Annotated in this window: 28 protein-coding genes; 18 read left to right on the top strand and 10 right to left on the bottom strand. The window is 67.2% G+C overall.

The features are described from left to right. Nucleotides 1–31: 31 nt before the first annotated feature. On the bottom strand, nucleotides 32–844 hold the full coding sequence (locus tag MJO58_RS21190) for an enoyl-CoA hydratase (RefSeq protein ID WP_090605581.1): 813 nt from the start codon (nucleotides 842–844) through the stop codon (nucleotides 32–34). A gap of 121 nt (nucleotides 845–965) precedes the next feature. Between MJO58_RS21190 and MJO58_RS21185 the strand changes: the two genes are divergently transcribed. Further along, on the top strand, nucleotides 966–2,057 hold the full coding sequence (locus MJO58_RS21185) for a CaiB/BaiF CoA transferase family protein (protein WP_090609542.1): 1,092 nt from the start codon (nucleotides 966–968) through the stop codon (nucleotides 2,055–2,057). A gap of 44 nt (nucleotides 2,058–2,101) precedes the next feature. Next, complete coding sequence (locus tag MJO58_RS21180) at nucleotides 2,102–2,866, top strand: 3-hydroxyacyl-CoA dehydrogenase (RefSeq protein WP_090605579.1); 765 nt, start codon at nucleotides 2,102–2,104, stop codon at nucleotides 2,864–2,866. A 155-nt stretch (nucleotides 2,867–3,021) separates the two neighbouring features. Here the strand turns inward: MJO58_RS21180 and MJO58_RS21175 are convergent, their stop codons facing one another. Then, entirely contained in the window at nucleotides 3,022–3,153 is a 132-nt protein-coding gene (locus MJO58_RS21175) for a hypothetical protein (protein WP_090605576.1), read from the bottom strand. A gap of 302 nt (nucleotides 3,154–3,455) precedes the next feature. Here MJO58_RS21175 and MJO58_RS21170 point away from each other — a divergent pair, with 302 nt between their 5' ends. After that, nucleotides 3,456–5,780 (top strand): MMPL family transporter, encoded by a 2,325-nt coding sequence (locus MJO58_RS21170; RefSeq protein ID WP_239720855.1) that lies wholly within the window; start codon nucleotides 3,456–3,458, stop codon nucleotides 5,778–5,780. 106 nt (nucleotides 5,781–5,886) lie between these two features. Next, complete coding sequence (locus MJO58_RS21165; protein ID WP_239720854.1) at nucleotides 5,887–6,531, top strand: class I SAM-dependent methyltransferase; 645 nt, start codon at nucleotides 5,887–5,889, stop codon at nucleotides 6,529–6,531. Here the strand turns inward: MJO58_RS21165 and MJO58_RS21160 are convergent, their stop codons facing one another. Next, nucleotides 6,532–7,248, bottom strand: a complete 717-nt coding sequence (locus MJO58_RS21160) for an SIR2 family NAD-dependent protein deacylase (protein WP_090609540.1) — start codon at nucleotides 7,246–7,248, stop codon at nucleotides 6,532–6,534. Between the two features lie 39 nt (nucleotides 7,249–7,287). On the opposite strand from MJO58_RS21160, the gene MJO58_RS21155 reads away from it, so the two are divergent. Continuing rightward, nucleotides 7,288–7,656: an Rv1152 family transcriptional regulator gene (locus MJO58_RS21155; protein ID WP_239720853.1), complete on the top strand. Its 369-nt coding sequence runs from the start codon at nucleotides 7,288–7,290 to the stop codon at nucleotides 7,654–7,656. On the opposite strand, the gene MJO58_RS21150 is transcribed toward MJO58_RS21155, so the two are convergent. Both MJO58_RS21150 and MJO58_RS21145 read right to left on the bottom strand, forming a co-directional pair. Further along, nucleotides 7,653–8,489, bottom strand: coding sequence for a class I SAM-dependent methyltransferase (locus MJO58_RS21150; protein WP_239720852.1), 837 nt, complete (start codon nucleotides 8,487–8,489; stop codon nucleotides 7,653–7,655). The two genes, MJO58_RS21155 and MJO58_RS21150, sit on opposite strands and share 4 nt — an antisense overlap. Before the next feature lie 33 nt (nucleotides 8,490–8,522). Then, on the bottom strand, nucleotides 8,523–9,044 hold the full coding sequence (locus MJO58_RS21145) for a DUF1697 domain-containing protein (RefSeq protein ID WP_239720851.1): 522 nt from the start codon (nucleotides 9,042–9,044) through the stop codon (nucleotides 8,523–8,525). Nucleotides 9,045–9,079: 35 nt separating this feature from the next. Between MJO58_RS21145 and MJO58_RS21140 the strand changes: the two genes are divergently transcribed. After that, a complete protein-coding gene (locus tag MJO58_RS21140) occupies nucleotides 9,080–9,523 on the top strand; it encodes a PPOX class F420-dependent oxidoreductase (RefSeq protein ID WP_090605563.1) in 444 nt (147 codons plus the stop codon). Between the two features lie 18 nt (nucleotides 9,524–9,541). Then, the gene (locus MJO58_RS21135) at nucleotides 9,542–9,745 is read left to right on the top strand and encodes a DUF5302 domain-containing protein (RefSeq protein ID WP_239720850.1); all 204 of its coding nucleotides are present in this window, start codon (nucleotides 9,542–9,544) and stop codon (nucleotides 9,743–9,745) included. Nucleotides 9,746–9,780: 35 nt separating this feature from the next. Here MJO58_RS21135 and MJO58_RS21130 read toward each other — a convergent pair whose 3' ends face one another. Then, nucleotides 9,781–10,389 carry a nuclear transport factor 2 family protein gene (locus MJO58_RS21130; RefSeq protein ID WP_090605557.1) on the bottom strand — a complete coding sequence of 203 codons (609 nt, stop codon included), beginning with the start codon at nucleotides 10,387–10,389 and terminating at the stop codon, nucleotides 9,781–9,783. Nucleotides 10,390–10,427: 38 nt separating this feature from the next. On the opposite strand from MJO58_RS21130, the gene MJO58_RS21125 reads away from it, so the two are divergent. Next, the gene (locus tag MJO58_RS21125) at nucleotides 10,428–11,009 is read left to right on the top strand and encodes an HhH-GPD-type base excision DNA repair protein (RefSeq protein ID WP_090605555.1); all 582 of its coding nucleotides are present in this window, start codon (nucleotides 10,428–10,430) and stop codon (nucleotides 11,007–11,009) included. Between the two features lie 28 nt (nucleotides 11,010–11,037). Next, a complete protein-coding gene (locus tag MJO58_RS21120) occupies nucleotides 11,038–11,184 on the top strand; it encodes a DUF1059 domain-containing protein (protein WP_084163488.1) in 147 nt (48 codons plus the stop codon). A gap of 25 nt (nucleotides 11,185–11,209) precedes the next feature. Here MJO58_RS21120 and MJO58_RS21115 read toward each other — a convergent pair whose 3' ends face one another. Together MJO58_RS21115 and MJO58_RS21110 are read right to left on the bottom strand one after the other, a co-directional pair. Then, nucleotides 11,210–12,232 (bottom strand): Rv1157c family protein, encoded by a 1,023-nt coding sequence (locus MJO58_RS21115; RefSeq protein WP_239720848.1) that lies wholly within the window; start codon nucleotides 12,230–12,232, stop codon nucleotides 11,210–11,212. 47 nt (nucleotides 12,233–12,279) lie between these two features. Further along, nucleotides 12,280–12,966 carry a hypothetical protein gene (locus MJO58_RS21110; RefSeq protein ID WP_239720846.1) on the bottom strand — a complete coding sequence of 229 codons (687 nt, stop codon included), beginning with the start codon at nucleotides 12,964–12,966 and terminating at the stop codon, nucleotides 12,280–12,282. A gap of 107 nt (nucleotides 12,967–13,073) precedes the next feature. On the opposite strand from MJO58_RS21110, the gene MJO58_RS21105 reads away from it, so the two are divergent. Further along, nucleotides 13,074–14,405 carry a mannosyltransferase gene (locus MJO58_RS21105; protein ID WP_434086255.1) on the top strand — a complete coding sequence of 444 codons (1,332 nt, stop codon included), beginning with the start codon at nucleotides 13,074–13,076 and terminating at the stop codon, nucleotides 14,403–14,405. On the opposite strand, the gene MJO58_RS21100 is transcribed toward MJO58_RS21105, so the two are convergent. Continuing rightward, the gene (locus MJO58_RS21100) at nucleotides 14,402–14,686 is read right to left on the bottom strand and encodes a 4a-hydroxytetrahydrobiopterin dehydratase (protein ID WP_090609539.1); all 285 of its coding nucleotides are present in this window, start codon (nucleotides 14,684–14,686) and stop codon (nucleotides 14,402–14,404) included. The genes MJO58_RS21105 and MJO58_RS21100 overlap by 4 nt on opposite strands. A gap of 162 nt (nucleotides 14,687–14,848) precedes the next feature. Here MJO58_RS21100 and MJO58_RS21095 point away from each other — a divergent pair, with 162 nt between their 5' ends. The 6 genes from MJO58_RS21095 to MJO58_RS21070 all read left to right on the top strand — a co-directional run bounded on the left by MJO58_RS21095 (nucleotide 14,849) and on the right by MJO58_RS21070 (nucleotide 21,494). Then, nucleotides 14,849–15,715, top strand: coding sequence for a cyclopropane mycolic acid synthase family methyltransferase (locus MJO58_RS21095; protein WP_090605544.1), 867 nt, complete (start codon nucleotides 14,849–14,851; stop codon nucleotides 15,713–15,715). Between the two features lie 135 nt (nucleotides 15,716–15,850). Beyond that, nucleotides 15,851–16,048 (top strand): hypothetical protein, encoded by a 198-nt coding sequence (locus tag MJO58_RS21090; protein ID WP_139043328.1) that lies wholly within the window; start codon nucleotides 15,851–15,853, stop codon nucleotides 16,046–16,048. 149 nt (nucleotides 16,049–16,197) lie between these two features. Next, on the top strand, nucleotides 16,198–17,130 hold the full coding sequence (locus tag MJO58_RS21085; RefSeq protein WP_090605538.1) for a TIGR03619 family F420-dependent LLM class oxidoreductase: 933 nt from the start codon (nucleotides 16,198–16,200) through the stop codon (nucleotides 17,128–17,130). Nucleotides 17,131–17,137: 7 nt separating this feature from the next. Next, nucleotides 17,138–17,530, top strand: a complete 393-nt coding sequence (locus tag MJO58_RS21080) for a (deoxy)nucleoside triphosphate pyrophosphohydrolase (protein ID WP_090609538.1) — start codon at nucleotides 17,138–17,140, stop codon at nucleotides 17,528–17,530. A gap of 138 nt (nucleotides 17,531–17,668) precedes the next feature. After that, entirely contained in the window at nucleotides 17,669–19,558 is a 1,890-nt protein-coding gene (gene typA, locus MJO58_RS21075) for a translational GTPase TypA (RefSeq protein ID WP_239720842.1), read from the top strand. A gap of 121 nt (nucleotides 19,559–19,679) precedes the next feature. After that, a complete protein-coding gene (locus MJO58_RS21070) occupies nucleotides 19,680–21,494 on the top strand; it encodes an ABC transporter family substrate-binding protein (RefSeq protein WP_434086385.1) in 1,815 nt (604 codons plus the stop codon). 26 nt (nucleotides 21,495–21,520) lie between these two features. On the opposite strand, the gene MJO58_RS21065 is transcribed toward MJO58_RS21070, so the two are convergent. Then, nucleotides 21,521–22,138, bottom strand: a complete 618-nt coding sequence (locus MJO58_RS21065; protein WP_239720841.1) for a TetR/AcrR family transcriptional regulator — start codon at nucleotides 22,136–22,138, stop codon at nucleotides 21,521–21,523. 93 nt (nucleotides 22,139–22,231) lie between these two features. Here MJO58_RS21065 and mshB point away from each other — a divergent pair, with 93 nt between their 5' ends. Both mshB and MJO58_RS21055 read left to right on the top strand, forming a co-directional pair. Continuing rightward, nucleotides 22,232–23,134 (top strand): N-acetyl-1-D-myo-inositol-2-amino-2-deoxy-alpha-D-glucopyranoside deacetylase, encoded by a 903-nt coding sequence (gene mshB / locus MJO58_RS21060; protein ID WP_090605528.1) that lies wholly within the window; start codon nucleotides 22,232–22,234, stop codon nucleotides 23,132–23,134. Between the two features lie 92 nt (nucleotides 23,135–23,226). Continuing rightward, the gene (locus MJO58_RS21055) at nucleotides 23,227–23,691 is read left to right on the top strand and encodes a hypothetical protein (protein WP_090605525.1); all 465 of its coding nucleotides are present in this window, start codon (nucleotides 23,227–23,229) and stop codon (nucleotides 23,689–23,691) included. The last annotated feature ends 40 nt before the right edge of the window (nucleotides 23,692–23,731 follow it).

Here is a 23,731-nt window from a genome sequence, read left to right as displayed (position 1 = left end):
AGGATTTCCGCTTCGCCGGCCGATAACCGTGCTAGCGGTCGGTGAAGTTCGGTGTGCGGCGCTCTTGGAACGCCGTTGCACCCTCGCGTAAGTCGGCCGACCGCAGCAAGATCGCCTGTCCGCGGTACTCACGCTCGAGCGCGGCATCCAGCTCGGTCAGCGTGGCCGCGTTGATCGAATCCTTGGTCTTCGCATACGCCACCACCGGCCCGCCCAGCAACGTCGCAATCACCCTGTCCACTTCGGCGTCGAAGTCCTCGGCCGGATAGACCGCGCTGACCAGGCCCGCGGCGAACGCCTCGGTGGCCGGCAACCGCTCGGCCAGCAGAGCCATCCGCATCGCGCGAATCCGGCCGATCGCCGCGGCAACCAATGCCGACGCCCCGCCGTCGGGCATCAGCCCGATCTTGGTGAACGCCAGCATGAAAAATGCTTTGTCAGAAGCCAATACGATGTCGCACGCCAGAGCGATGGAGACACCGACGCCCGCGGCGGGCCCCTGCACGACGGCGACCACCGGGTGCGGCAGCGCGGTGATGGCCCGGATCAGCCGGTTGACTTCCACGATGATCTCGTCCGGCGGAACACCGCCGCTGCCGGACATGTCGTCGGCGCTGATGCCTGCTCCAGAGCAGAAGCCGCGACCCGCACCGCCCAGCCGAACCACCTTGACCTGCGGGTCGGTCGCCGCGTGTTCCATGGTGTCGGCAAGCCCGGAGATCACCGCAGTCGTCAGCGAGTTGAGGCTGTCGGGCCGGTCGATGGTCACCGACAGCACGCCGTCGGACAAGGCGACGGCAAGGCCTTCGACGGACGACCGCTTATCGAGCACGGATTCAGACATGGGCTCACGATAACGACAGTGCAAGCGACCGGGGTGCGCGGCCGTCGGGCGCGGCTGCGAAGATGCCAACGACCGGGTTGAGTCAGAGCAGACGAAAGGTCGGTGGACCATGGCGGGACCGCTGGGTGGGCCCCTTAACGGACTCAGGGTGGTGGAGCTGGCCGGCATCGGGCCGGGCCCCCACGCCGCGATGATTCTGGGAGATCTGGGCGCCGACGTGGTGCGCATCGATCGCCCGTCTAAAACCCCCGGGGGCTCCGGTGGCGTCGCGAAGGACGCCATGATGCGCAACCGTCGGGTGGTGACCGCCGACCTCAAGTCCGACGAGGGTCGCGCAACCGTCCTGCGGCTGATCGCCAAGGCCGACGTGCTGATCGAGGGGTACCGCCCGGGCGTCACCGAGCGGCTCGGGCTGGGACCCGAGGACTGCGCCAAGGTCAACGAGCGGCTGGTCTACGCGCGGATGACCGGCTGGGGCCAGACCGGCCCGCGCAGCCAGCAGGCCGGTCATGACATCAACTACATCTCGCTGAACGGCATCTTGCACTCGATCGGCCGGGTCAACGAGCGGCCGGTGCCGCCGCTCAACCTCGTCGGTGACTTCGGCGGCGGTTCGATGTTCCTGTTGCTCGGCATCCTGTCCGCGCTCTGGGAGCGGCAGAGTTCCGGCAAGGGACAGGTCGTCGATGCCGCGATGGTGGACGGCTCCAGCGTGCTGGTCCAGATGATGTGGCAGATGCGCGCCGCCGGGATGTGGACCGACGCGCGCGGCACCAACCTGCTGGACGGCGGCGCGCCCTATTACGACACCTATACCTGCGCCGACGGCCGCTACGTGGCGGTCGGCGCCATCGAGCCGCAGTTCTACGCCGCCATGCTGACCGGCCTGGGCCTCGACGGCGCCGACATCCCCGGGCAGAACGACGTCGGGCGCTGGCCCGAACTGCGGGCGATCCTGACCGAAAAGTTCGCCAGCCAGGACCGCGACCACTGGGCCAAGGTGTTCGCCGACTCGGACGCGTGCGTGACGCCGATCCTGGCGTTCGGCGAGGTGCAGACCGAGCCGCACATCACCGAGCGCAACACCTTCTACGAAGTCGACGGTGGTCTGCAGCCGCTGCCGGCGCCGCGGTTCTCTCGCACCCCGCCGGAGACGCCGCGTCCCGCGGCGCCGGTGACCGACGTCGAGGACATCCTCAACGACTGGGTATAGTCCCCGACCAACAAGTTGGTCGGCAGGATCACGAAAGGACTCGCATGGAGATCAAGGACGCCGTCGCCGTCGTCACCGGAGGAGCCTCAGGTCTGGGCCTGGCCACCACCAAGCGGCTGCTGGATGCCGGCGCGCAGGTGGTCGTGATCGACCTCAAGGGTGCGGAGGTCGTGGCCGAACTCGGCGACCGCGCGAAGTTCGTCGCGACCGACGTCACCGATGAGGAGGGCGTGAGCAAGGCGCTCGACGTCGCCGAGTCGCTGGGCCCGCTGCGGATCAACGTCAACTGTGCGGGCATCGGCAACGCGATCAAGACGCTGGGCAAGGACGGGCCGTTCCCGCTGCAGGGCTTCAAGAAGGTCGTCGAGGTCAACTTGATCGGCACCTTCAACGTGCTGCGGCTGGCCGCCGAGCGCATCGCCAAGACCGAACCGCTCGGTCCCGAAACAAGCCCCGAACGCGGCGTCATCATCAACACCGCCTCGGTCGCCGCCTTCGACGGCCAGATCGGCCAGGCCGCCTACTCGGCGTCCAAGGGCGGCGTGGTCGGCATGACGCTGCCCATCGCCCGCGACCTGTCGCGCGAGCTCATCCGCGTGATGACGATCGCGCCGGGATTGTTCAAGACGCCGCTGCTGGGTTCGCTGCCCGAGGAGGCGCAGAAGTCGCTGGGCAAGCAGGTGCCGCACCCGGCGCGGTTGGGTGACCCGGACGAGTACGGCGCGCTGGCGGTGCACATCGTGGAGAACCCGATGCTCAACGGTGAGGTCATCCGCCTCGACGGCGCCATCCGGATGGCGCCGCGCTGAGGCTTTTAAAGGCTTTTAAAGGCTTTTGAGGCGCATACGCAAAAACCCCCGCCACGGCGGGGGTTTTTGTTAGCAAAGTGATCAGTGGGATCGACGGAACCAACGAGAGACCGAGGGTTCGGCCATGAGTAGCCGTGCCAGCAAGCTCATGATGGTCAGCTCGCGTTGGGGAGCGGTTGCCAGTCGTCAAACTGCTCGGAGGTCTCGCCTTCCACCAACACGTCGCCGTGGTAGAGAGCCTCGAAGTCAACCTTGATGACGTCCGCGCTTGCTTCGTCGATCCACATGACACTGAGCCTAAGAGCAACCATTAAGGAATCTTTGAGTCACGATTCGGAAAATGGTGGCAATTTACTCGCCAGTAGGGTTGTCGGCGGTCTAGAGGCGGATTCGGCCCGTGAGCGGCTTAATTAGCCCCCATTTTTCTAGCCGGACTCTTACTGTTCGCGGGTTTGAAACCGCATCGAACCAATCGCGCTCGTACCCCGTAGCTCGTTAAGGAGTTGTTTGACACCTGTCTCTTACCGCGGCTAGGTTTTCGCGAATATGGTGTGCGCCCTGCGGGATGCCACCGGGGGAGGAAGCATCGATGCTGCCAAGGATCGCTCGGCTGGCCATCGCCGCGCCGCGCCGGATCATCGCGGTCGGGGTGCTGGTGTTCATCGCCGCAGCGGTCTTCGGCTTGCCGGTCGCCAAGAGCTTGGCTCCGGGCGGTTTTCAGGACCCGAACTCCGAGTCGGCGCGGACCATCAAGGTGTTGGGCGACAAGTTCGGGCAGAGCGGTCAGCAGATGCTGATCCTGGTCACCGCCCCCGCGGGCGCCAATAGCGACCAGGCCCGCACGGCGGGCACCGATCTCGTCAACCAGCTGCAGCGCTCGCCGCTGGTCTACAACGCGACCTCCCCGTGGACCGCGCCGCCGCAAGCCGCCGCCGACCTGCTGAGCAAGGACGACAAGTCGGGGTTGATCGTGGTCAACCTCAAGGGCGGCGAAAACGACGCGCAAAAAAACGCCCAAACCCTGTCCGAACAATTCGTCCACGACCGTGACGGCGTCACCGTCCGCGCCGGCGGCTCTGCTATGCAATACGCCCAGATCAACACGCAGAACCAAGAAGACCTCTTGATGATGGAGATCATCGCGATCCCGCTCAGCTTCCTGGTGCTGGTCTGGGTGTTCGGTGGGCTGCTGGCGGCGGCGCTGCCGATGGCGCTGGGCGCGCTGGCCGTCGTCGGCTCGATGACGGTGTTGCGGCTCGTCACCTTCACCACCGAGGTGTCGATCTTCGCGCTGAACTTGAGCACCGCACTCGGCCTGGCGTTGGCCATCGATTACACGCTGCTGATCGTCAGCCGCTATCGCGACGAGTTGGCCGAGGGCGGTGACCGAGACGAGGCACTGATCCGGACCATGGCCACCTCCGGTCGCACCGTGCTGTTCTCGGCGGTCACCGTCGCCTTGTCGATGTCGGCGACGGCACTGTTCCCGATGTACTTCCTGAAGTCGTTTGCCTACGCCGGTGTCGCCACGGTGGCCTTCGTCGCGACCGCGTCCATCGTGATCACCCCGGCCGCGATCGTGCTGTTGGGTCCCCGGCTGGATTCCCTGGACGTGCGCCGGCTGGTACGGCGGATGCTGGGCCGCCCCGACGCCGTGCACAAGCCGGTCGAGCTGCTTTTCTGGTATCGGTCGAGCAAGTTCGTGATGCGCCGCTGGCTGCCGGTCGGTCTGGTCGTCGTCGCCCTGCTGCTACTGCTGGGACTTCCGTTCCTCTCGGTGAAGTGGGGTTTCCCGGACGATCGGGTGTTGCCCCCTGCGACGTCGTCGCATCAGGTCGGTGACCGATTGCGCGCCGGTTTCGCCCACGACTCCGCGACGGTGGTGCCCGTCGTGATCCCCGATGCGCGCGGTGTGAGCCCGGCGGATCTTGACGCCTACGCCGCGGCGTTGTCGCGGGTCTCGGACGTGTCGGCGGTATCGGCACCGAGCGCAACGTTCGTCGGCGGAAATCAGGTGGGGCCACCGGCGGGGGCCACCGGGCTGGTCGACGGCAGCGCTTTCCTGACCGTCAGCAGCACGGCACCGCTGTTCTCGCAAGCGAACGACACCCAGCTCGACCGGTTGCATCAGGTACCCGGACCCGCCGGCCGTTCCGTCGAGATGGCCGGCGTGGCGCAGGTCAACCGCGACAGCGTCGCCGCGGTGACGGATCGCCTGCCGATGGTGCTGGGCGTGATGGCCGCGGTCACCTTTATCTTGCTGTTCCTGCTCACCGGCAGCGTGGTGATGCCGGTGAAGGCGCTGATGTGCAATGTGCTGTCGCTGACCGCGGCGTTCGGCGCGCTGGTGTGGATTTTCCAAGACGGCCATCTCGGCGCGCTGGGAACGACGCCGAGCGGCACGCTGGTGGCGAACATGCCGGTGTTGTTGTTCTGCATCGCGTTCGGATTGTCGATGGACTACGAGGTGTTCCTGATCTCGCGGATCCGCGAGTACTGGCTGCAGTACCGGCCAATGGCGTCGACGGCCAAAGAGGCGCACGCCGCCAACGACGAGGCGGTGGCGCACGGCGTCGCGCGCACCGGCCGGGTGATCACCGCGGCCGCGCTGGTGATGTCGATGTCGTTCGCCGCGCTGATCGCCGCGCACGTGTCGTTCATGCGGATGTTCGGTCTGGGCCTGACCCTGGCCGTGTTCGTCGATGCGACCCTGGTGCGGATGGTCCTGGTGCCGGCGTTCATGCACGTGATGGGCCGGTGGAACTGGTGGGCACCCAAGCCGTTGATGCGGCTGCACGAGCGGTTCGGCATCAGCGAGGGTCCGGCCGAACCGGCCGCACCGAGCGAGCCGGTGGCGACCTCCCTCGAGCACAACGGCTATCCGGTCGCCGAACCGGTGACTAAGCTCGGTTGAGCTTGGCTGATGCCGGGGGGCAGCGCCGATGGCCAAGCTGGGGATCGCCAGTTGCGCGCGCCGGGTGGCTTATGCTGAGGCCCGTTCCGAATCGAATAGGTGGGGGATGACAACAGCAACGACAACAACTTTCGAGAACCCGTTCTTCGCCCGGGTGTGGCCGGTCGTCGCCGCTCACGAGACGGCGGCGGTGCGGGCCCTGCGCCGGGAGAACCTGGCGGGCCTGTCGGGCCGGGTGCTCGAAGTCGGTGCGGGTATCGGAACGAACTTCCCCAACTACCCCGCGACCGTCGCGCAGGTCGTTGCCGTGGAACCCGAACCGCGACTGGCGGCCCGTGCGCAGGCGGCCGCCGCGGCCGCGTCCGTTCCGGTCGTCCTGACCAACGAGACCGTGGAGGAGTTCCGCGGCGGGGCGCCGTTCGACGCGGTGGTGTGCTCGCTGGTGCTGTGCTCGGTGCGCGATCCCGCGATGGTGCTGCGGCGGCTGTACGAATTACTGCGCCCGGGCGGGGAGTTGCGCTATCTCGAGCACGTCGCCAGCGCCGGTCTGCGCGGTCGGCTGCAGCGGTTCGCCGACCGGACGGTGTGGCCGCGATTCCTGGGTAACTGCCACACCCATCGCAATACCGAACGCGCGATCGTCGACGCTGGGTTCGAGGTGGACACCTCCCGGCGGGAGTGGACGCTGCCCGCGTGGTCGCCGATGCCGGTATCGGAGTTGTTGCTGGGGCGAGCGCGCCGGCCCTCTTAGTTACTTCAGCAGGGCCGGCAGCTTTTGCAGCAGCCCCGGCAGTGCCTGACTCGCCGACTCGCGGATGCTGAGCGTGACACTGCCCGACAGCGGGGTGGGCTCGGGGTTGACCTCGATCACGGTGACGCCGCGCGAGAGCGCGAGATCGGCGAGGCCCGCGGCCGGGTAGACGATCGCCGAGGTTCCGACGACCACCATCACGTCGGCCGCCTGGGTCGCCTCGACGGCGTGGCTCCACGGGCCCTCGGGCAGCTGCTCGCCGAACCAGACGATGTCGGGCCGGATCAGCCCGCCGCACCGGGGGCACAGCGGCGGTTGCACCTCGAGCGCCGGTTCAGGCATCTCGGGCAGGGTGTCGTGATAGGGCAGATCGCAACTCGTGCAACGGAATTCGAAGAGGCTGCCGTGCAGGTGGTGGACCGGATTGCTGCCGGCACGCTCGTGCAGGTCGTCGACGTTCTGGGTGATGACGCTGACCTCGGCGTAGTCCTGCCAGGCGGCGATGGCCCGGTGCCCGTCGTTGGGTTCGACGGTGCCCACCAGGTAGTGCCGCCACAGATACCAGCCCCACACCCGCTCGGGGTTGTTGAGCCAGCCCTGGGTGCTGGACAGCTCGTAGGGGTCGAAACGGGCCCACAATCCGTTCTTGTCGTCGCGAAATGTCGGCACTCCGCTCTCCGCGGAGATCCCTGCGCCGCTGAGCACCGTCACTCGCATAGCCACCAACATAGCGGTGGTTGGGGTAATACTGGATACGTGGAGCTGGGCGAATGGCTACGGGTCGACCTCAAGGGCGGCCGGCCGCTGTTCGACCAACTCCGGACGCAGGTCATCGATGGCGTGCGGGAGGGCGCCTTGGCGCCCGGCAGCCGCTTGCCGACCGTGCGCGAGCTGGCCGGCCAACTCGGCGTGGCCGTCAATACGGTCGCGCGCGCCTATCGCGAGCTGGAGACAGCGGCGATTGTCGAAACTCGTGGGCGCTTCGGCACTTTCATCGCCCGCTACGACCCGACCGACGCGGCGATGGCGGCAGCGGCCCGTGAGTACGTCCACGTCGCTCGCGGACTCGGGCTGGGCAAGGCCGACGCGCTGCGTTACCTCGAGGCCGTGCCCGACGAGGGCTAGCCGAATTCCAGCAGCGTCAAGCACGGCCGCAGCGCTTGGAACATGCGCGCGCGATAGATCATCCGCACGGCGGCGTTGAACGCGCGACCTCGCCCGGGCGGCAGCCGCAAATCCTGTGCCGCGCGGACTCCCGGCACGGTGTTCACCAGGTCGGCCGCCTGGGCAGCCGACAGGGTGAACGGCATCGGCGGACCCTTGTAGCGCGTCGAGGTTCGCACGCCGCGCCGGCTCACCCGGGAGACCCAGGCCGGCGGCAGGTCGAAGATCATCCGGCCGCCGGGAAACCTGCTGGCGCACTGGCGAATCAGCTCCATGCCCTGTTCCGGTTGCAGATACATCAGCAGACCCTCGGCGGTGATGAACACGCCGTCTGTTTCGTCGACCGAGTCCATCCAGGTGTAGTCCAGGGCCGACCGGGTGCACACCGACATCCGCGGAGAGGTCGGCAACAGCCGCGTCCGGATATCAATGATCTCTGGCAAATCGATTGACAGCCAACGGAATTGGGCGTCCGGGAGTGTCGCATCCAATCGCCAGAAGCTGGTTTGCAGGCCCTCGGCCAGCGCCACCACGGTGGCCGTCGGGTGTGCTGCCAGATACGACGCGGCCTGGATGTCGAACAGCCGCGAGCGCAACGCGACGTCCTGGCGAGTCCGGCCGAACTTGGCAAAGTCGTAATCGATCGAGTCGGCCAGCGCTATCGCCATAGGGTCGACGAGCAGCGGATCGGCACGCCGCGCTTCCTGCGCCCGCGCATTCAACGTCAGGAGCGCGGTTTCAGAGACGCCGCCGAGGGAGACCTTCTCTTTGGGAGTGTCACGGGCAGAGGTCATCGGGACAAACCTTACCGATCTTTGGCGCCGGCATCACCGCAACAGTTTGGCCAGCGTGCGCATGTTGCGGGTCGTGGTCGACGACTTGTACCGGGGCTTGCCCATCGTCTTGCCGATCGTGCTGTCCAGGGTGCTGCCCTTGGGCACCTGCCAGTAGATGACGCCGTCACCACGGCTGATCTTCTCGTCGGGGGCGGCGTCGTTGGCCAACTTCGCCAGCTCGTCGAGCACGGACGCGTCGGCGACGAACGTGACGTAGGACTGACATCCGTCGACCTCCGGCTGGTACGGGTAGGCCTCGACGACGGCGCGCACCGCGTCGACGTCGTAGACCAGGACCCACGCGTCGTAGCCGAACCGTTCGCGCAACGCGGCTTCTGCTTTCTTGCGCACCCCGGGCGCCTTGGCGGACGACTCCAGCAGCACGTTGCCGGTGGCCAGGACGGTGTGCACGGCAGTGAATCCCGCGTCGGTCAGGGCCGCGGCGACGTCGGCCATTTTCAGATTGACGCCGCCGACGTTGACGCCACGCAGGAACACCGCGTACTTGGTCATGATCCGATTGCACCAGAGCGACGTAGTCTTTGGGGATGGGACGCCAAGTCTTCGACGATAAATTGCTGGCACTGATAGCGGGGAACTCGCTCGGAGTGCTGGCCACCATCAAAGGCGACGGGCGCCCGCAACTGTCGAATGTGAGTTACCACTTCGACCCGCGCGAGTTGGTAATCCGGGTGTCGATCACCGAGCCGCGGGCCAAGACCCGCAATTTGCGCCGTGATCCGCGCGCCTCGATCCTGGTCGACTCCGACGACGGTTGGTCGTACGCGGTGGCCGAAGGCACCGCCGAGCTCACGCCCCCGGCCGCCGCGCCCGACGACGACACCGTCGAGGCGTTGATTGCGTTGTATCGCAATATCGCCGGTGAGCATCCTGATTGGGATGAATACCGCCACACGATGGTCACCGATCGGCGGGTGGTGCTGACGCTGCCGATCTCGCACCTGTACGGGATGCCTCCGGGTAAGCGGTAGTCGGGCTAGGCTGCCGATATGGCCGACAAGACTTCCGGAAAAGACGCCCCGCCCGCGCAGGACGAGGACGACAACAAGCGCAAGTTTCGCGAAGCCTTGGAGCGCAAGATGGCCAAGTCCGCGGGTGGATCCGACCACAAGGACGGTGGCGGTAAGCAGGCTCGGGCGCACGGCGCGGCGGGCGGAGGCCGTCGGGAATTCCGCCGCAAGAGCGGCGGCTAGTCTGCCCAGAGTTGTTGGCGGACAGAGCTTTTAGTTCAGCCGCGAGACGGTGCGAATAGTCCGATCGACGGGTCGGCCTTGCCTGGCTTGCCGCGCATGCTGCCGCGGGTGCTGGGATGGCTGAAGTCCACCTGGGACGGGTCGTTTTGGTAGGCCCAGTCCGCGACGATGGTGCGTTGCAGAAACTTCCAGCGGCCGTCGTGGCGGATATAGGTGTCCAGGTACCGGCCGCCGATGATCACGTCGATGTCGTGTTCGGGACCGGCGAAGGTGTGAAACACCAGGCAGTAGATCTCACCACGGGCCCCGTCGCCGTCGACCACGAAGTTGGTGGTGGTGATGTTGTGTTGGGAGACACGCACATACGGCTGCGCCGCCTGTAGTTGTGCGATGAACGGCTCGACGCCGCCCGACGAGAACGAGCCATGGGAATCGGTCGCGTCCGGGTGGTAGAGGTCGCGCAGCGCGTCGTAGTCGGCGCGGTCGACGGCCCGGCAATAGGCGTTCACGAGCTGATGCAGTTCGTCGCGGGCAACCAGCAGTGCCAATTTGGCTTCATCCACCACCTCGCCACGATAGCTCGGTGGTAACGCGCTGGTCGTCGGCGCCGTTGCGGTGGGTAGTCTGTCGAACACATAGGTCATCGGTCCTAGGGTGTTGCGCGAAAGGTTGGTCGTTGACTGTGAAACTGTGGCTCGCTCAGGATCCTGACGCCGACGCGCTGCTGTCCAGCGACCCGTTGGCCCTGCTCATCGGGATGGTGCTCGATCAGCAGGTGCCGTTCGAGACCGCCTTCGCGGGACCGAAGAAGATCGCCGACCGGATGGGCGGCTCCCGGAGTTTTTCGGCCGCCGAGATCGCCGACTACGACCCGGACAAGTTTGCCGCACTGTGCTCGGAAAGGCCTGCGATACACCGGTTTCCGGGATCAATGGCCAAGCGCATCCAGACCCTGGCGCAGATCGTCGTGGACCGCTACGACGGCGATGCCGCGGGCTTGTGGACCGCCGGCGACCCGGACGGCGACGAGCTGTTGCGGCGCATCAAGGGGCTGCCCGGTTTCGGTGAGGTGAAGGCCCAGATCTTCCTGGCGCTGCTGGGCAAGCAGTACGGGGTCACGCCGAAAGGCTGGCGCGCGGCGGCCGGGCAGTTCGGCAAGGCCGGCACGCACATCTCCGTCGCCGACATCGTCGACGCCGAATCGATGGGCGAAGTGCGTGCCTACAAGAAGCAGATGAAGGCCGCCGCCAAGGCGGCTAAGTAGTAGGTCACCAGAAGGGAAGGGCGGCAACGTGAAGACACACCTGACGTGTCCGTGCGGAGAAGCCATCGTTGGCAAGGATGAGGACGAACTGGTCGAGCTGACCCAGGCTCACCTGTCCAGCGTTCATCCGGGCCTGGAGTACGACCGCGACGCCATCCTGTTCATGGCGTACTAGCCAGTCCGCCTTCTCGGGGTTGGCTTCAGGGCACCACGGTCGAGCCGATGGTGGGCAGGAACTGGCACTGCTTTTCTTTGGTCGTGACCTGACCGAAGATCGTCGACATGATGCTGCCCGAACCGGTGTCGGCGATTCCGGTCAGCGTCGTCGGCCCTTCCGGGTTGATGTCGGTGCGTGGCTTGAGCGTCACGGTGCCGGACTTGCCGGTGGTCAGGTTCACCCAGGTGACGTTCAGCGGCAGCTTTTGCACCTCGGCGGGTCCGGGCGTGCCGACCGCGGTGAACACGTAGGCGGTCTGGCCCGGTTGCGGGCCCGGCAACGGAATTGTGGCCGGTCCTGCCACCGAGAGCGCGGTCGCGATGGCGTTACTGCCGTCGGCGAGGCAGTTGCTGCCGATCGAGGGATACATGAAGTCCTGCGTAACCGGCGAGTCAGGGCCGAAACCCGGAGCCGTCGCGGCCGCCGGGGCGGCGCCCGGGGCCGGTGCCGCGACTGGTGCGGGTGCCGGTGTGGGTGCGGCCGCGGGAGCCGGACCCGGAGCGGCGCCCGGTACCGGAGCATGCGGCGTGCCCGCCGGGGGAGTTGCCGCCGGGGCCGGGCCCGCGGCGTGGACCGGGTCGATGCCCGTCGGCAGATGCGCCTCGGCGCCCGGCACGATGCCGGCACCGGGCACATGCTCGGACGGGGCGGCGATGGGCGCCGGAGCCGGCGCACCGGGAACCGGGGCGCCCGGCTCCTGAACGAATTGATTCACCGACGCGGCCACGTTCTTCGATTCCCCGGGCGCCGATGGGTTATGGGTGAATGCCTGAGCCGCGGCCATCAGCAGTTGCGTGGCTTGGCCGGGGTCGGTCGCGGCCTGCTGAATGATCGGGCTCAGCTGCGACAGCGCGGGCAGGCCCGGCAGACCCTGGGTCGCGCCTTGTTGCGGCGTCGGTTGCGGTGCCGCCGGATCGGCTGCCGCGCCCGGGCAGAGCCCGAACGCGGCAGCCGATGCCGTCACGACCGCGGCCAAACCTTTGGACAGAATCCTATTGCTCGCCACGATGTCCTCCGGTCGTTAGGTAGTGGATTGGCCGTTTAACGAACTGCTCAGGGGATGGCCGAGAGCAGCGGCGACAGCGGGGTAGCGGCCGGCGCGGCCGCGGCCGCCGGTGCGGCCGGCGTCCCCGGGACGGCGCCCGTGGCGAGCGACGTCAGGTCGCCCGGAAGCGACAGTTTCGGCGGCACGTTCAGCGGCAGGCCGGGCAGCGCCGGCATGTTCACATTCGCCACCTGGGGTGCGGACGCCGGTGCGGCGGCAGGCGCCGTCGGTGACGTCAGGCCCGGGATCGAGCCCAGGCCCGGGATACCGGAACTCGCCGGCGCGGCGGGAGCCGCCGGTGTGGTCTGTCCCAATCCAGGAAGCGAGCTGAGGCCGGGGACCGTCGGGCTGGCCGCCGTGGGGGCGGTCGGAGCGGTCGCCGGGGTGAGTCCCGGAATCGACGGGATACCCGCCGGGGCGGACGCCGCGGGCGCCTGTGCGGCCGAGCTCAGGCCCGGGAAGGTGATACCGGGCTGGGGCGGAGCCTGCGGCGGCTGCGCACCGAGAGCGGTCGCGAGGTTCTGCAGAATCTGCGGAGCGTTGGCCGCCGAAGCGATCAACTGCTGCGGGATGTTCTGCATGGGGTCGGGAACCGCCGGCACGGGGTCGGCGTGGGCGATGCCGCCCGTGAGTAGGGCGGCAGACGAACCGACGACAACGGCGGCGGCTTTCGCGTAAGTCCAGATGCTTGGCATTGCTCCCCCAAGGGATCGACAACAGGTGACGGAGCCGAAGCTACTTTGATGCTGGTGGGACTCAAGTGACACGTGTGGCATTTATTTGATCGTTATCGATACGAGTGATGGCGGTGACCCGGACGACGGACAACACCGCAGCTTCCGCCGTGGTCGCTAAAGTCAGGCGGGTAGACACCAACGTGGCCGCCCCGGCGGCACCCCTGTCCCGGCGGCTGGCGAGTGTGATCAGCTCCTTCGCGCCGCTGCTATTGGTCGTGAGCATCGCCGCACGACTCGCCTTGACGTACCTGACGCGCAACGGCGCGAACTTCGTCGACCTGCACGTATATCTCGGCGGCGCGGCCGCGCTCGACCACCCCGGCACCCTGTACGACTTCGTCTACAGCGAGCACACGCCGGACTTCCCGTTGCCGTTCACTTATCCGCCGTTCGCGGCGATCGTGTTCTACCCGTTGCACCTGCTGCCGTTTGGCCTGGCGGCCTTTCTGTGGCTGGCCGCGATGATGGCCGCGCTGTACGTCTCGGTTCGAATCAGCCAGCGACTCCTCGGCGTGCCGCCCGGCAGCGGCAGGCGTGTCGCGATGGCGTGGACCGCGATCACGATCTGGATTGAACCGCTGCGCAACAACTTCGACTACGGGCAGATCAATGTCTTTCTGATGCTCGCGGTGCTCTGGGCGATCTACACGACGCGCTGGTGGCTATCCGGACTGTTGGTCGGCGCGGCGGCGGGCATCAAATTGACCCCGGCGATCGCCGGTGTTTATTTGGTTGGCGTGCGGCGATTCGCGGCGGCCGCGTTCTCGGCGGTCGTGTTCTTCGGCACCGTCGCGCTGTCGGTGTTGATCGTCGGCGATCAGACTCGCCATTACTTCACCGATCTGCTCGGCGATGCCCACCGGGTCGGGCCCATCGCGACGTCGATCAACCAGTCGTGGCGCGGTGGTATTTCCCGGATCCTGGGTCACGACGCCGGCTTCGGCCCGCTGGTCTTGATCGCCATCGCCGTGACGGGGGTGCTGGCCATCCTGGCGTGGCGCGCCGTGGACTCCTCGGATCGGCTCGGCAAGTTGCTGGTGGTCGAGATGTTCGCGCTACTGATGTCACCCATTTCGTGGACCCATCACTGGGTGTGGCTGGTGCCGCTGATGATCTGGCTGATTCACGGGCCATCGCGCGCGCGACCCGCAATGCGCGTCACGGGCTGGGGGTGGCTGGCGTTGACCATCGTCGGCGTGCCGTGGTTGCTGTTGTTCGCTCAGCCGAACATCTGGCAGATCAGCCGGCCCTGGTACTTCGCTTGGGCCGGGCTGGCATACACGGCGGCCGCAGTGGCAACCCTGGTTGTCATCGCCACCTGCGGCAAACGAGCCGCCCGCTCGGATTCGGCCGCGGCTCAGCGGCCGCAACCACGGGCGCCGTCGTCGCTGGGCTAGCCGCCGACGATCCGGTTGATATCGCGCGCCATCTCGACGTCGTTGCGGGTGATCCCGCCCTCAGAGTGTGTGACAAGGGCGAAAGTCACTGTCCGCCAACGGATATCGATATCCGGGTGATGGTTTTTACTTTCGGCGTGCTCGCCGACCCGGCGCACCGCGTCGATGCCGTCCAGGAAACTTCCAAACTTGATCGAGCGGCGCAATGCCCCGTCAGCACGTTCCCAACCGTCGAGGTCGGGCAGCGCGGCATCCACCTGTTCATCCGTTAATACGGCCACCACAGCAAACCTTTCTACGCGAAAAACCTTGCCAGCTGCCACGTTACGCCACGGCCCCAAACGTTTGACTCCGGCGTTTTGGGGGAATCGGGGGTGAACGAGGTCAGCGGACACACCGTGAAGAAGTAAAGGCCCCGGAGTTCAGGGAGGCACGTGGCCGCCATGACAGAGAATCTGACGCCGCACTTCGAAGACGTCCAGGCCCATTACGATTTGTCGGATGACTTCTTCCGGCTGTTCCTCGATCCCACGATGACGTACAGCTGCGCCTACTTCGACCGCCTGCGGCCCATCAGCCTGGAAGAGGCACAGATCCGCAAGATGGACCTGTCGCTGGGCAAGCTCGGCCTGCGGCCCGGCATGACGTTGTTGGACGTCGGCTGCGGCTGGGGCGCCACGTCGCGCCGCGCGATCGAGAAGTACGACGTGAACGTCATCGGTCTGACGTTGTCCGAACACCAAGCCGCCCATGTCCAGAAATCGTTCGACGCGATGGACACCCCACGCAGCAGGCGGGTGCTGTTGCGGGGCTGGGAACAATTCGACGAGTCCGCCGACCGGATCGTCTCCATCGGTGCGTTCGAGCACTTCGGCTACGACCGCTACGACGATTTCTTCGCGATGGCCTACCGCACCCTGCCCGGCGACGGGGTGATGCTGCTGCACACGATCACCATGCTGACCGCGCAGCAGATCGTCGAACGCGGCCTGCCGATGACCGAGGAGCAGACCAGCTTCAACGACTTCATCGCCCGCGAGATCTTCCCGGGGGGCCAGTTGCCCGCGGTCGAAATGGTGGAGTTCCACGCCTCGAAGATGGGATTCAACCTGGCCCGCCGCCAGTCACTGCGACTGCACTACGCCCGGACGCTGGACCATTGGGCCGTCGCACTGGCCGAACGCCATGACGACGCGGTCAGGATCCAGTCCGAAGAGGTATATCAGCGCTATATGCGGTATCTGACCGGGTGCGCCGAGGCGTTCCGGGACGGCTACATCGACGTCAACCAATTCACCCTACGTAAGTGAATGGAGTTGCGACGCATATGAGTTCGAGCCGAATGCCCGTTCTTATCGGGTAGGCAACCGTCTGCTACGCGAACTTTGCTGTACGTGAGCATGAACGGCACGCTGAGATGCCCCGATCTGCCCTACCCTGACCGCATGAAGCCCGAGAATTTCATTGCTCTGCACCGCGACTACCTGGAACGACCCGACGCCGTGAAAGTCCTCGCCGATGCGGACGGCGGATGGAGCGTCTTCATCGAAATCGGCGGCCCGTACAAAACCCCGGAGAGGGCCGACGAGGTCGCCAAGCTGATCATGGCTGACCTGAACGACTTGTACCGCGCTAAAGCTTGATACTAACTGTGGTCCAACATATTTCGGCATCGACCGCTCGATGACGGGAACCGATCACGCGGCCGAGCCGACGACCCGCGCCGCTAGCTGATCGCCCCGCGGTCGATGCGACTGGCGGGCGGCCGGCGTCGATCGGTTAACTTGTCGCAATGGCCTCCATACAGCTGTCGATGGGAATCCCCTCCTTCGCCGCCGAGGAGCCGGCGAACTGGGAGCACCTCACTGACTGGGCGCGCGTGCTGGAGAGCGCCGGGTTCGATCGCTTGCTGGTCTCCGAGCACATCGCCTTCGGCATGAACATGGACGCCTACGCGGATCCCGGCGTGGGGGGAACGGCCGGCGGCCGCCAGCCCACCGGGCCGGACGGACCCTGGCTGGAACCGCTCACCGTGCTGACCTACCTCGCGGCCCGCACCGAACGCATCCGGTTGGGTACCAACATCCTGCTCGCTGCGCTGCGTCCCGCCGCCGTTCTCGCGAAAACCGTTGCGACACTGGATGTTCTTTCGGGCGGCCGCGTCGATCTCGGGGTGGGCGTCGGCTGGCAGCGCGAGGAATACGACGTAGCAGGAGTGGATTTCGACCGGCGCGGGGCGATCCTGGACCAGACGCTCGAGGTGTGCACGCGGTTGTGGCGGGAGAACGAGGTCAGCTACGCGTCGCCGGAGTTGACCTTCGATCGGATCCACCAGATGCCCAAACCGCTGCAGCCGGGCGGCGTGCCGATCTGGGTGAGTGGGACGGTCAATCGTGCCGTCGCCCGCCGGCTCGCGCGGTTCGGAAAGTATTGGATCCCTTGGGGTCAGGACGCCCGCGACCTCGCCGACGGAATCGGGCGGATGCGCGCGGCGGTGGAAGGTGCTGGGGGTGACCCGCACGGCTTCGGCGTCACCGGCTCGCTTCGGGTCAAGGCGAACGCCGACGACGGACCGGATCTCGCCGCCGTCGCCGCCGATGCGGCCGCGCTCGCGAACGCTGGCGTCACGGACTTAAGGCTCACGCACTGGCCACTGCGGCTGGGAAAGCGGGAAACCGACCTGCGTGCATTCGTCGAAGCGGTGCGGGGCGCAGTGGCGGGCTGAGCTGCCGATGCCGACCCAGATCGTCGTCGCCGGAGCCGTCATCCGTGGCTCCGCGCTGCTGGTCGCCCAACGCGTCCGGCCACCGGAGTTAGCCGGTCGATGGGAACTTCCCGGTGGCAAGGTCGCGCCCGGGGAGACCGAGCCGCAAGCTTTGGCCCGCGAACTGGCCGAGGAACTCGGCCTCGACGTTGCCGACGTGGTGGTGGGGGATCGACTTGGCGACGACATTTCGCTGAACGGCTCGACGACGCTGCGGGCCTACCTGGTGCGCCTGGCCGGCGGCGAACCGCACCCGCATGACCACCGGGCGCTGCGCTGGGTCACGGCAGCCGAACTGGCCGAGGTCGACTGGGTGCCCGCCGATCGCGGATGGCTAACCGACCTGGCCAGCATCCTCTGAGTGACCTCCCGACAGCTGCCCCGTCTCTCCGAGGGAACCTGAAGCGGACACGCGTGAGCCCATTTCACCGCCCTGGATGCACACCGGATGAGCTGCTCGGTTCGCCATTGACGGGTCACCGCTGCCAGAATCACCGACGTGCCATTCCGCAACGTCGCCATCGTCGCCCACGTCGACCACGGCAAGACCACCCTCGTCGATGCGATGCTCCGGCAGTCCGGCGCGCTGACACATCGAGGGGACGACGCGGTCGAGCGCCTGATGGACTCCGGGGATCTGGAGAAGGAAAAGGGCATCACGATCCTGGCCAAGAACACGGCCGTGCATCGCAAGCATGCGGACGGATCGACGACCGTCATCAACGTCATCGACACCCCGGGCCACGCCGACTTTGGGGGCGAGGTCGAACGCGGGCTGTCCATGGTCGACGGCGTGCTACTGCTGGTCGACGCCTCCGAGGGGCCGCTGCCGCAGACCAGATTCGTGCTGCGCAAGGCACTGGCCGCGCACCTGCCGGTGATTTTGGTCGTCAACAAGACCGATAGGCCCGACGCCCGCATCGCCGAGGTCGTGTCCGACAGCCATGACCTGCTGCTCGATGTCGCCTCCGACCTTGACGACGAGGCGCAGAAGGCCGCAGAGGCCGCGCTCGGACTGCCGACGCTGTACGCGTCGGGGCGCGCGGGTATCGCCAGCACCACCGAACCTGCCAACGGCGAGAACCCCGAGGGCACCAACCTCGACCCACTCTTCGACGTGCTGCTCGACCACATCCCGCCGCCGCAGGGCGACCCGGACGCTCCGCTGCAGGCGCTCGTCACCAACCTCGACGCGTCGGCTTTCCTCGGCCGCTTGGCGCTGATCCGCATCTACAAGGGCCGGATCCGCAAGGGCCAGCAGGTCGCCTGGATGCGGGAGGTCGACGGCCATCCCGTCATCTCCACCGCGAAGATCACCGAACTGCTCGTCACCGAAGGCGTCGAGCGGACCTCGACCGAGGAAGCCGTCGCCGGGGACATCGTGGCCGTCGCCGGGCTGCCCGAGATCATGATCGGCGACACGCTGGCCGATCCCGACCACGCGCACGCGCTGCCGCGCATTCACGTCGACGAGCCGGCGATCTCGGTGACGATCGGCACCAACACCTCGCCGCTGGCCGGCAAGGTGTCCGGGCATAAGCTGACCGCCCGCATGGTCCGCGCCCGGCTCGACCAAGAGCTGGTCGGCAACGTGTCGATCCGGGTGGTCGACATCGGCCGGCCCGACGCCTGGGAGGTGCAGGGCCGCGGCGAGCTCGCCCTGGCCGTGCTGGTCGAACAGATGCGCCGGGAGGGCTTCGAGCTGACGGTCGGCAAGCCGCAGGTGGTTACCCGCACGATCGACGGCAAGCTGCACGAGCCGTTCGAGGCGATGACGATCGACTGCCCCGAGGAATTCGTTGGCGCCATCACCCAATTGATGGCCGGCCGCAGGGGCCGCATGGAGGAGATGACCAACCACGCGGCGGGCTGGGTTCGGATGGACTTCATCGTGCCCAGCCGCGGCTTGATCGGGTTCCGCACCGACTTCCTCACCATCACCCGCGGCACCGGCATCGCCAACGCGGTGTTCGACGGCTATCGGCCCTGGGCGGGGGAGATCCGGGCCCGCCACACCGGCTCGCTGGTGTCGGACCGGTCCGGCACCATCACGCCGTTCGCCATGATTCAGCTCGCCGACCGCGGCCAGTTCTTCGTCGAGCCCGGGCAGGACACCTACGAGGGCATGGTCGTCGGAATCAACCCGCGCGCAGAGGATCTCGACATCAACATCACGCGGGAAAAGAAGCTCACCAACATGCGGTCCTCGACCGCCGACGTCATCGAGACGCTGGCCCGTCCGCTGGAACTCGACCTGGAGCAAGCCATGGAGTTCTGCGCGGCCGATGAGTGCGTCGAGGTGACTCCGGAGATCGTGCGGGTACGCAAGGTCGAGCTGGACGCCACCTCGCGGGCACGCAGCAAGGCGCGGGCGAAGGCTCGGGGCTAGGTTGTTGTTGCCCTTCGCCCGAAGGAGTCGAAAAGCCGCCGGGCAGGCGGTCGATACCCTGATGCTCGTGCTGCACCGGGCCCGCCACGTTTTGCTGATCGGCGCCGTACTGCTCGCACTGATGGGCCTGACCCTGGCGGCCTGCACCGTGAGCCCGCCGCCGGCGCCGCAAAGCACCGATACGCCGCACAACACACCGCCGCCCCCGCAGCGGGTCACCCAGATCATCATGGGCATCGACTCGATCGGCGCCGGATTCAACCCGCATCTACTCTCCGACCTGTCACCGGTCAATGCGGCGATCAGCGCGCTGGTGTTGCCGAGCGCATTCCGGCCGGTGCCCGACCCCAACACACCGACGGGTTCGCGGTGGGAGCTGGACCCGACCCTGCTGGTGTCCGCCGAGGTGACGAACCAGAACCCGTTCACGGTCACCTACAAGATCCGGCCCGAGGCGCAGTGGACCGACAACGCGCCGATCGGTGCCGACGACTTCTGGTATCTGTGGCATCAAATGGTCACCCAGCCCGGGGTGGTCGATCCGGCCGGCTATGACCTGATCACCGGTGTGCAGTCGCTCGAGGGCGGCAAGCAGGCCGTCGTCACCTTCGCGCAGCCCTACCCTGCGTGGAAGGAACTGTTCAACGATCTGCTGCCGGCGCACATCGTCAAGGACGTACCGGGCGGTTTCGCCGCCGGACTGGTCCGGTCGCTGACGGTTACCGGCGGCCAGTTCCGGGTGGAGAACATCGACCCGCAGCGCGACGAGATCTTGATCGCCCGCAACGACCGCTATTGGGGGCCGCCCGCCAAACCCGCGCTGATCCAGTTCCGGCGGGCCGGAGCGCCTGCGGCACTGGCGGATTCGGTGCGCAACGGCGACACCCAGGTGGCCCAGGTGCACGGCGGCTCCGCGTCGTTCGCTCAGCTGTCGGCCATCCCCGACGTGCGGACCGCCCGGATCATGAGCCCGCGCGTCATGCAGCTCACGCTGCGCGCCAACCAGCCCAAGCTGGCCGATACCCAGGTCCGCAAGGGGATTCTGGGATTGCTCGACGTCGATCTACTTGCCGCCGTGGGCGCCGGCAGCGACAACACCATCTCGCTGGACCAAGCCCAGATCCGGGCGCCCAGCGACCCCGGCTATGTACCGACCGCACCGCCCGCGATGACCAAACAGGCTGCGCTGGCATTGTTTTCGGCTGCCGGGTACCAGGTGGAGAACAGCGTGCCCGCACCCGATACCACCCCGCCCCCGACCACCGGACCGCCGGAGGTCATCCGCGGCCGGATCAGCAAGGACGGCAAGCAGCTGTCGCTGGTGATCGGGGTGGCGGCCAACGACGCGACCTCGGTGGCCGTGGCCAACACCGCCGCCGACCAACTGCGCAACGTCGGCATCGCCGCGTCGGTGTTGGCGCTGGATCCGGTGACCCTGTATCGCGACGCGCTGAACAACAACCAGGTGGACGCGATCGTCGGGTGGCACCAGGCCGGTGGAAACCTGGCGACGCTGCTGGCGTCGCGCTACGGCTGCCCCGCTTTGGAGTCGACGGCGGTACCGACCGCGACCACGCCGCCGACGACCACACCCGTCGTCTCGACCTCACCGGCGCCGCCGGCCAGCACCGCGCCTACGGCCCCGAGTCGTCCACCCGACCCCGGCGCGCTGGTGCAGGCGCCGTCGAACCTGACCGGGATCTGCGACCGCAGCATCCAATCCAACATCGACGCCGCCCTCGACGGCACCAAGAGCATCAACGATGTGATCACCGCGGTCGAGCCGCGGCTGTGGAACATGTCGACGGTGTTGCCGATCCTGCAGGACACCACGATCGTCGGGGCGGGCCCGAGCGTGCAGAACGTCAGCCTCTCCGGAGCCGTGCCGGTCGGGATCGTCGGCGACGCCGGGCAATGGGTGAAAACCGGGCCCTAAGGGGCCCTAAGGAGCCCTAAGGAGCCCTAAGTACTGGCCGGTGACGCCGATGCCCGGGGCGGGATCACGGTGTCGACGATCAGCGCCAGCTCGCGCCGGTTCGGTGGTACGCCGGTCAACAGGAAGTGATGGTTGATCAATGCCGGTCCCACGCGTGCGGTCAGCGGAGTGACCGTGGCCGGATCGAGTTCCCCGGCGTCGATCGCGGTTTGCAGGATCGATTCGACAATCTGCAGCCGCGGGCACACCACGGCGTCGGCGAAGATGGCCCGCATCTCGGGTTCGTGCAGCAGCTGATGCACGGTGTCCAGGCCGGGAAAAGCCGTCTTGCCGGCCAGGACGTCGCGGTGCGAGGTGAACAGCGTCAGCAGGGCGTCCCTGGGCGATCGGCCGGAGCGGGGTTCGGGCACCGGCGGCAGCGCGAACACCAGCGCGGCATGCACCAGATCGTGCTTGCTGCACCAGCGCCGGTACAGCGCGGCCTTGCCGGTCTGGGCGCGCGCGGCGATTCCTTCCATCGTCAGCCCGCCGTATCCGACCTGCGCCAACTCCGCCAGCGTGGCCTCATAGAGCGCACGCTCGAGCACCTCACCGCGGCGGCGGCTGCGGACGCCCGTCGGCGCTATCTCGGTGGCTTGCGGCATTTCTCGATAGTAGCCGCTGGCGTTCCTATTTGGTGGGTCCTGGTGCAATACGACGACCGAGATTACCGGCTCGGCGGCGGGTAGGGTGCGTCCATGCCTGAGACTCCGCGGCTGTTGTTCGTCCACGCCCATCCCGACGACGAGAGCCTGAGCAACGGCGCCACGATCGCGTATTACGCCGCGCACGGCGCCGAGGTGAGCGTCGTGACCTGCACGCTGGGCGAGGAGGGCGAGGTCATCGGGGAACGCTGGGCCGAGCTCGCGGTCGATCGTGCCGACCAACTCGGCGGCTACCGAATCGGCGAACTCACCGCGGCATTGCAGGCACTTGGTATCGGTGCACCTATCTATCTCGGCGGCGCGGGACGCTGGCGCGACTCCGGCATGGCGGGCACCGAGAAGCGGCGCCGCGAGCGCTTCATCGACGCCGACGAACGCGAGGCCGTCGGGGCGCTGGTCGAGGTCATTCGCCGGCTGCGCCCGCACGTCGTCGTCACCTATGACCCCAACGGCGGATACGGGCATCCCGACCACATTCGGGCCCACACCGTTACGACGGCCGCGGTGGCAGCGGCCGCCGGCGACGGTTACCCCGGCGAGCCCTGGGAAGTGCCAAAGTTCTACTGGACGGTGCTGGCCGTCGATGCGTTCCTGGCCGGCTGGGACGCCCTGGGTCCCGCCGATTTCCTGCCCGGCTGGGTGAAACCGCCCCAAGAGGAATTCGACTTCGGATACTCCGACGACGCGATCGACGCCGTCGTGGCGACGCCGCCGGATGCGTTGGCCGCCAAGGTCGCAGCACTCGCCGCGCACGCCACGCAGGTGGTCGTCGGCCCGACCGGACGGGCCTGTGCCCTGTCGAACAACATGGCGCTGCCGATCCTCGGCGAGGAGCACTACGTCCTGGTCGCCGGTGCCGCCGGGGACCGCGACGAGCGTGGCTGGGAGACCGATCTGCTCGCTGGACTGAACCTCGACGGATCCGCGACGCGGTAGGCTGCCAGGCAGGCAGCCACGGAAGGAATTCGCATGGACCCCGACCTGGACCCGAACCTGCAGCACTGGCAGGACCGGCTCGACAGCTTGCAGTGGGTTATCGGCTCCGTTCTGTCCAACATCGACAGCGTCCCAACCTGACCGAAACCAAGCCACGCGCCGCGACCATCGAGGATGCGGGCGCGACGGACCCCGCTATTCGCGTCGTGGTGCTGGCCCTGTTGGCCGTCGATGGGGTCTTATCCGCACTAGCCGGGGCTCTGCTGCTGCCTTTCTATATCGGCACGATCCCCTGTCCGATCAGCGGACTGATCAGTGGTCTGGTCAACGCCGCCCTGGTCTGGGCCGCCGGCCGCTGGACCCGTTCGGCGCGGGCGGCGGCGTTGCCGCTGTGGACATGGCTGCTGACGGTGGCGGTGATCAGCATGGGCGGTCCCGCCGACGACATCATCCTGGGCGGTAGCGGGCTGATGGCTTACGGCGCTCTGCTGCTGATCGTGCTGGGGGTGACACCACCGGTCCTGGTGCTGTTGCGGCGCGGCCACCACTACGGCTGACGCATCCCGGCCTGGCGCTAATGTTGCGCGTACGGCACCC

Origin of the sequence: Mycobacterium lentiflavum (assembly GCF_022374895.2) — a bacterium.
Taxonomy (GTDB): Bacteria; Actinomycetota; Actinomycetes; order Mycobacteriales; family Mycobacteriaceae; genus Mycobacterium; species Mycobacterium lentiflavum.
This window is presented reverse-complemented; position numbering and strand designations above follow the sequence as displayed.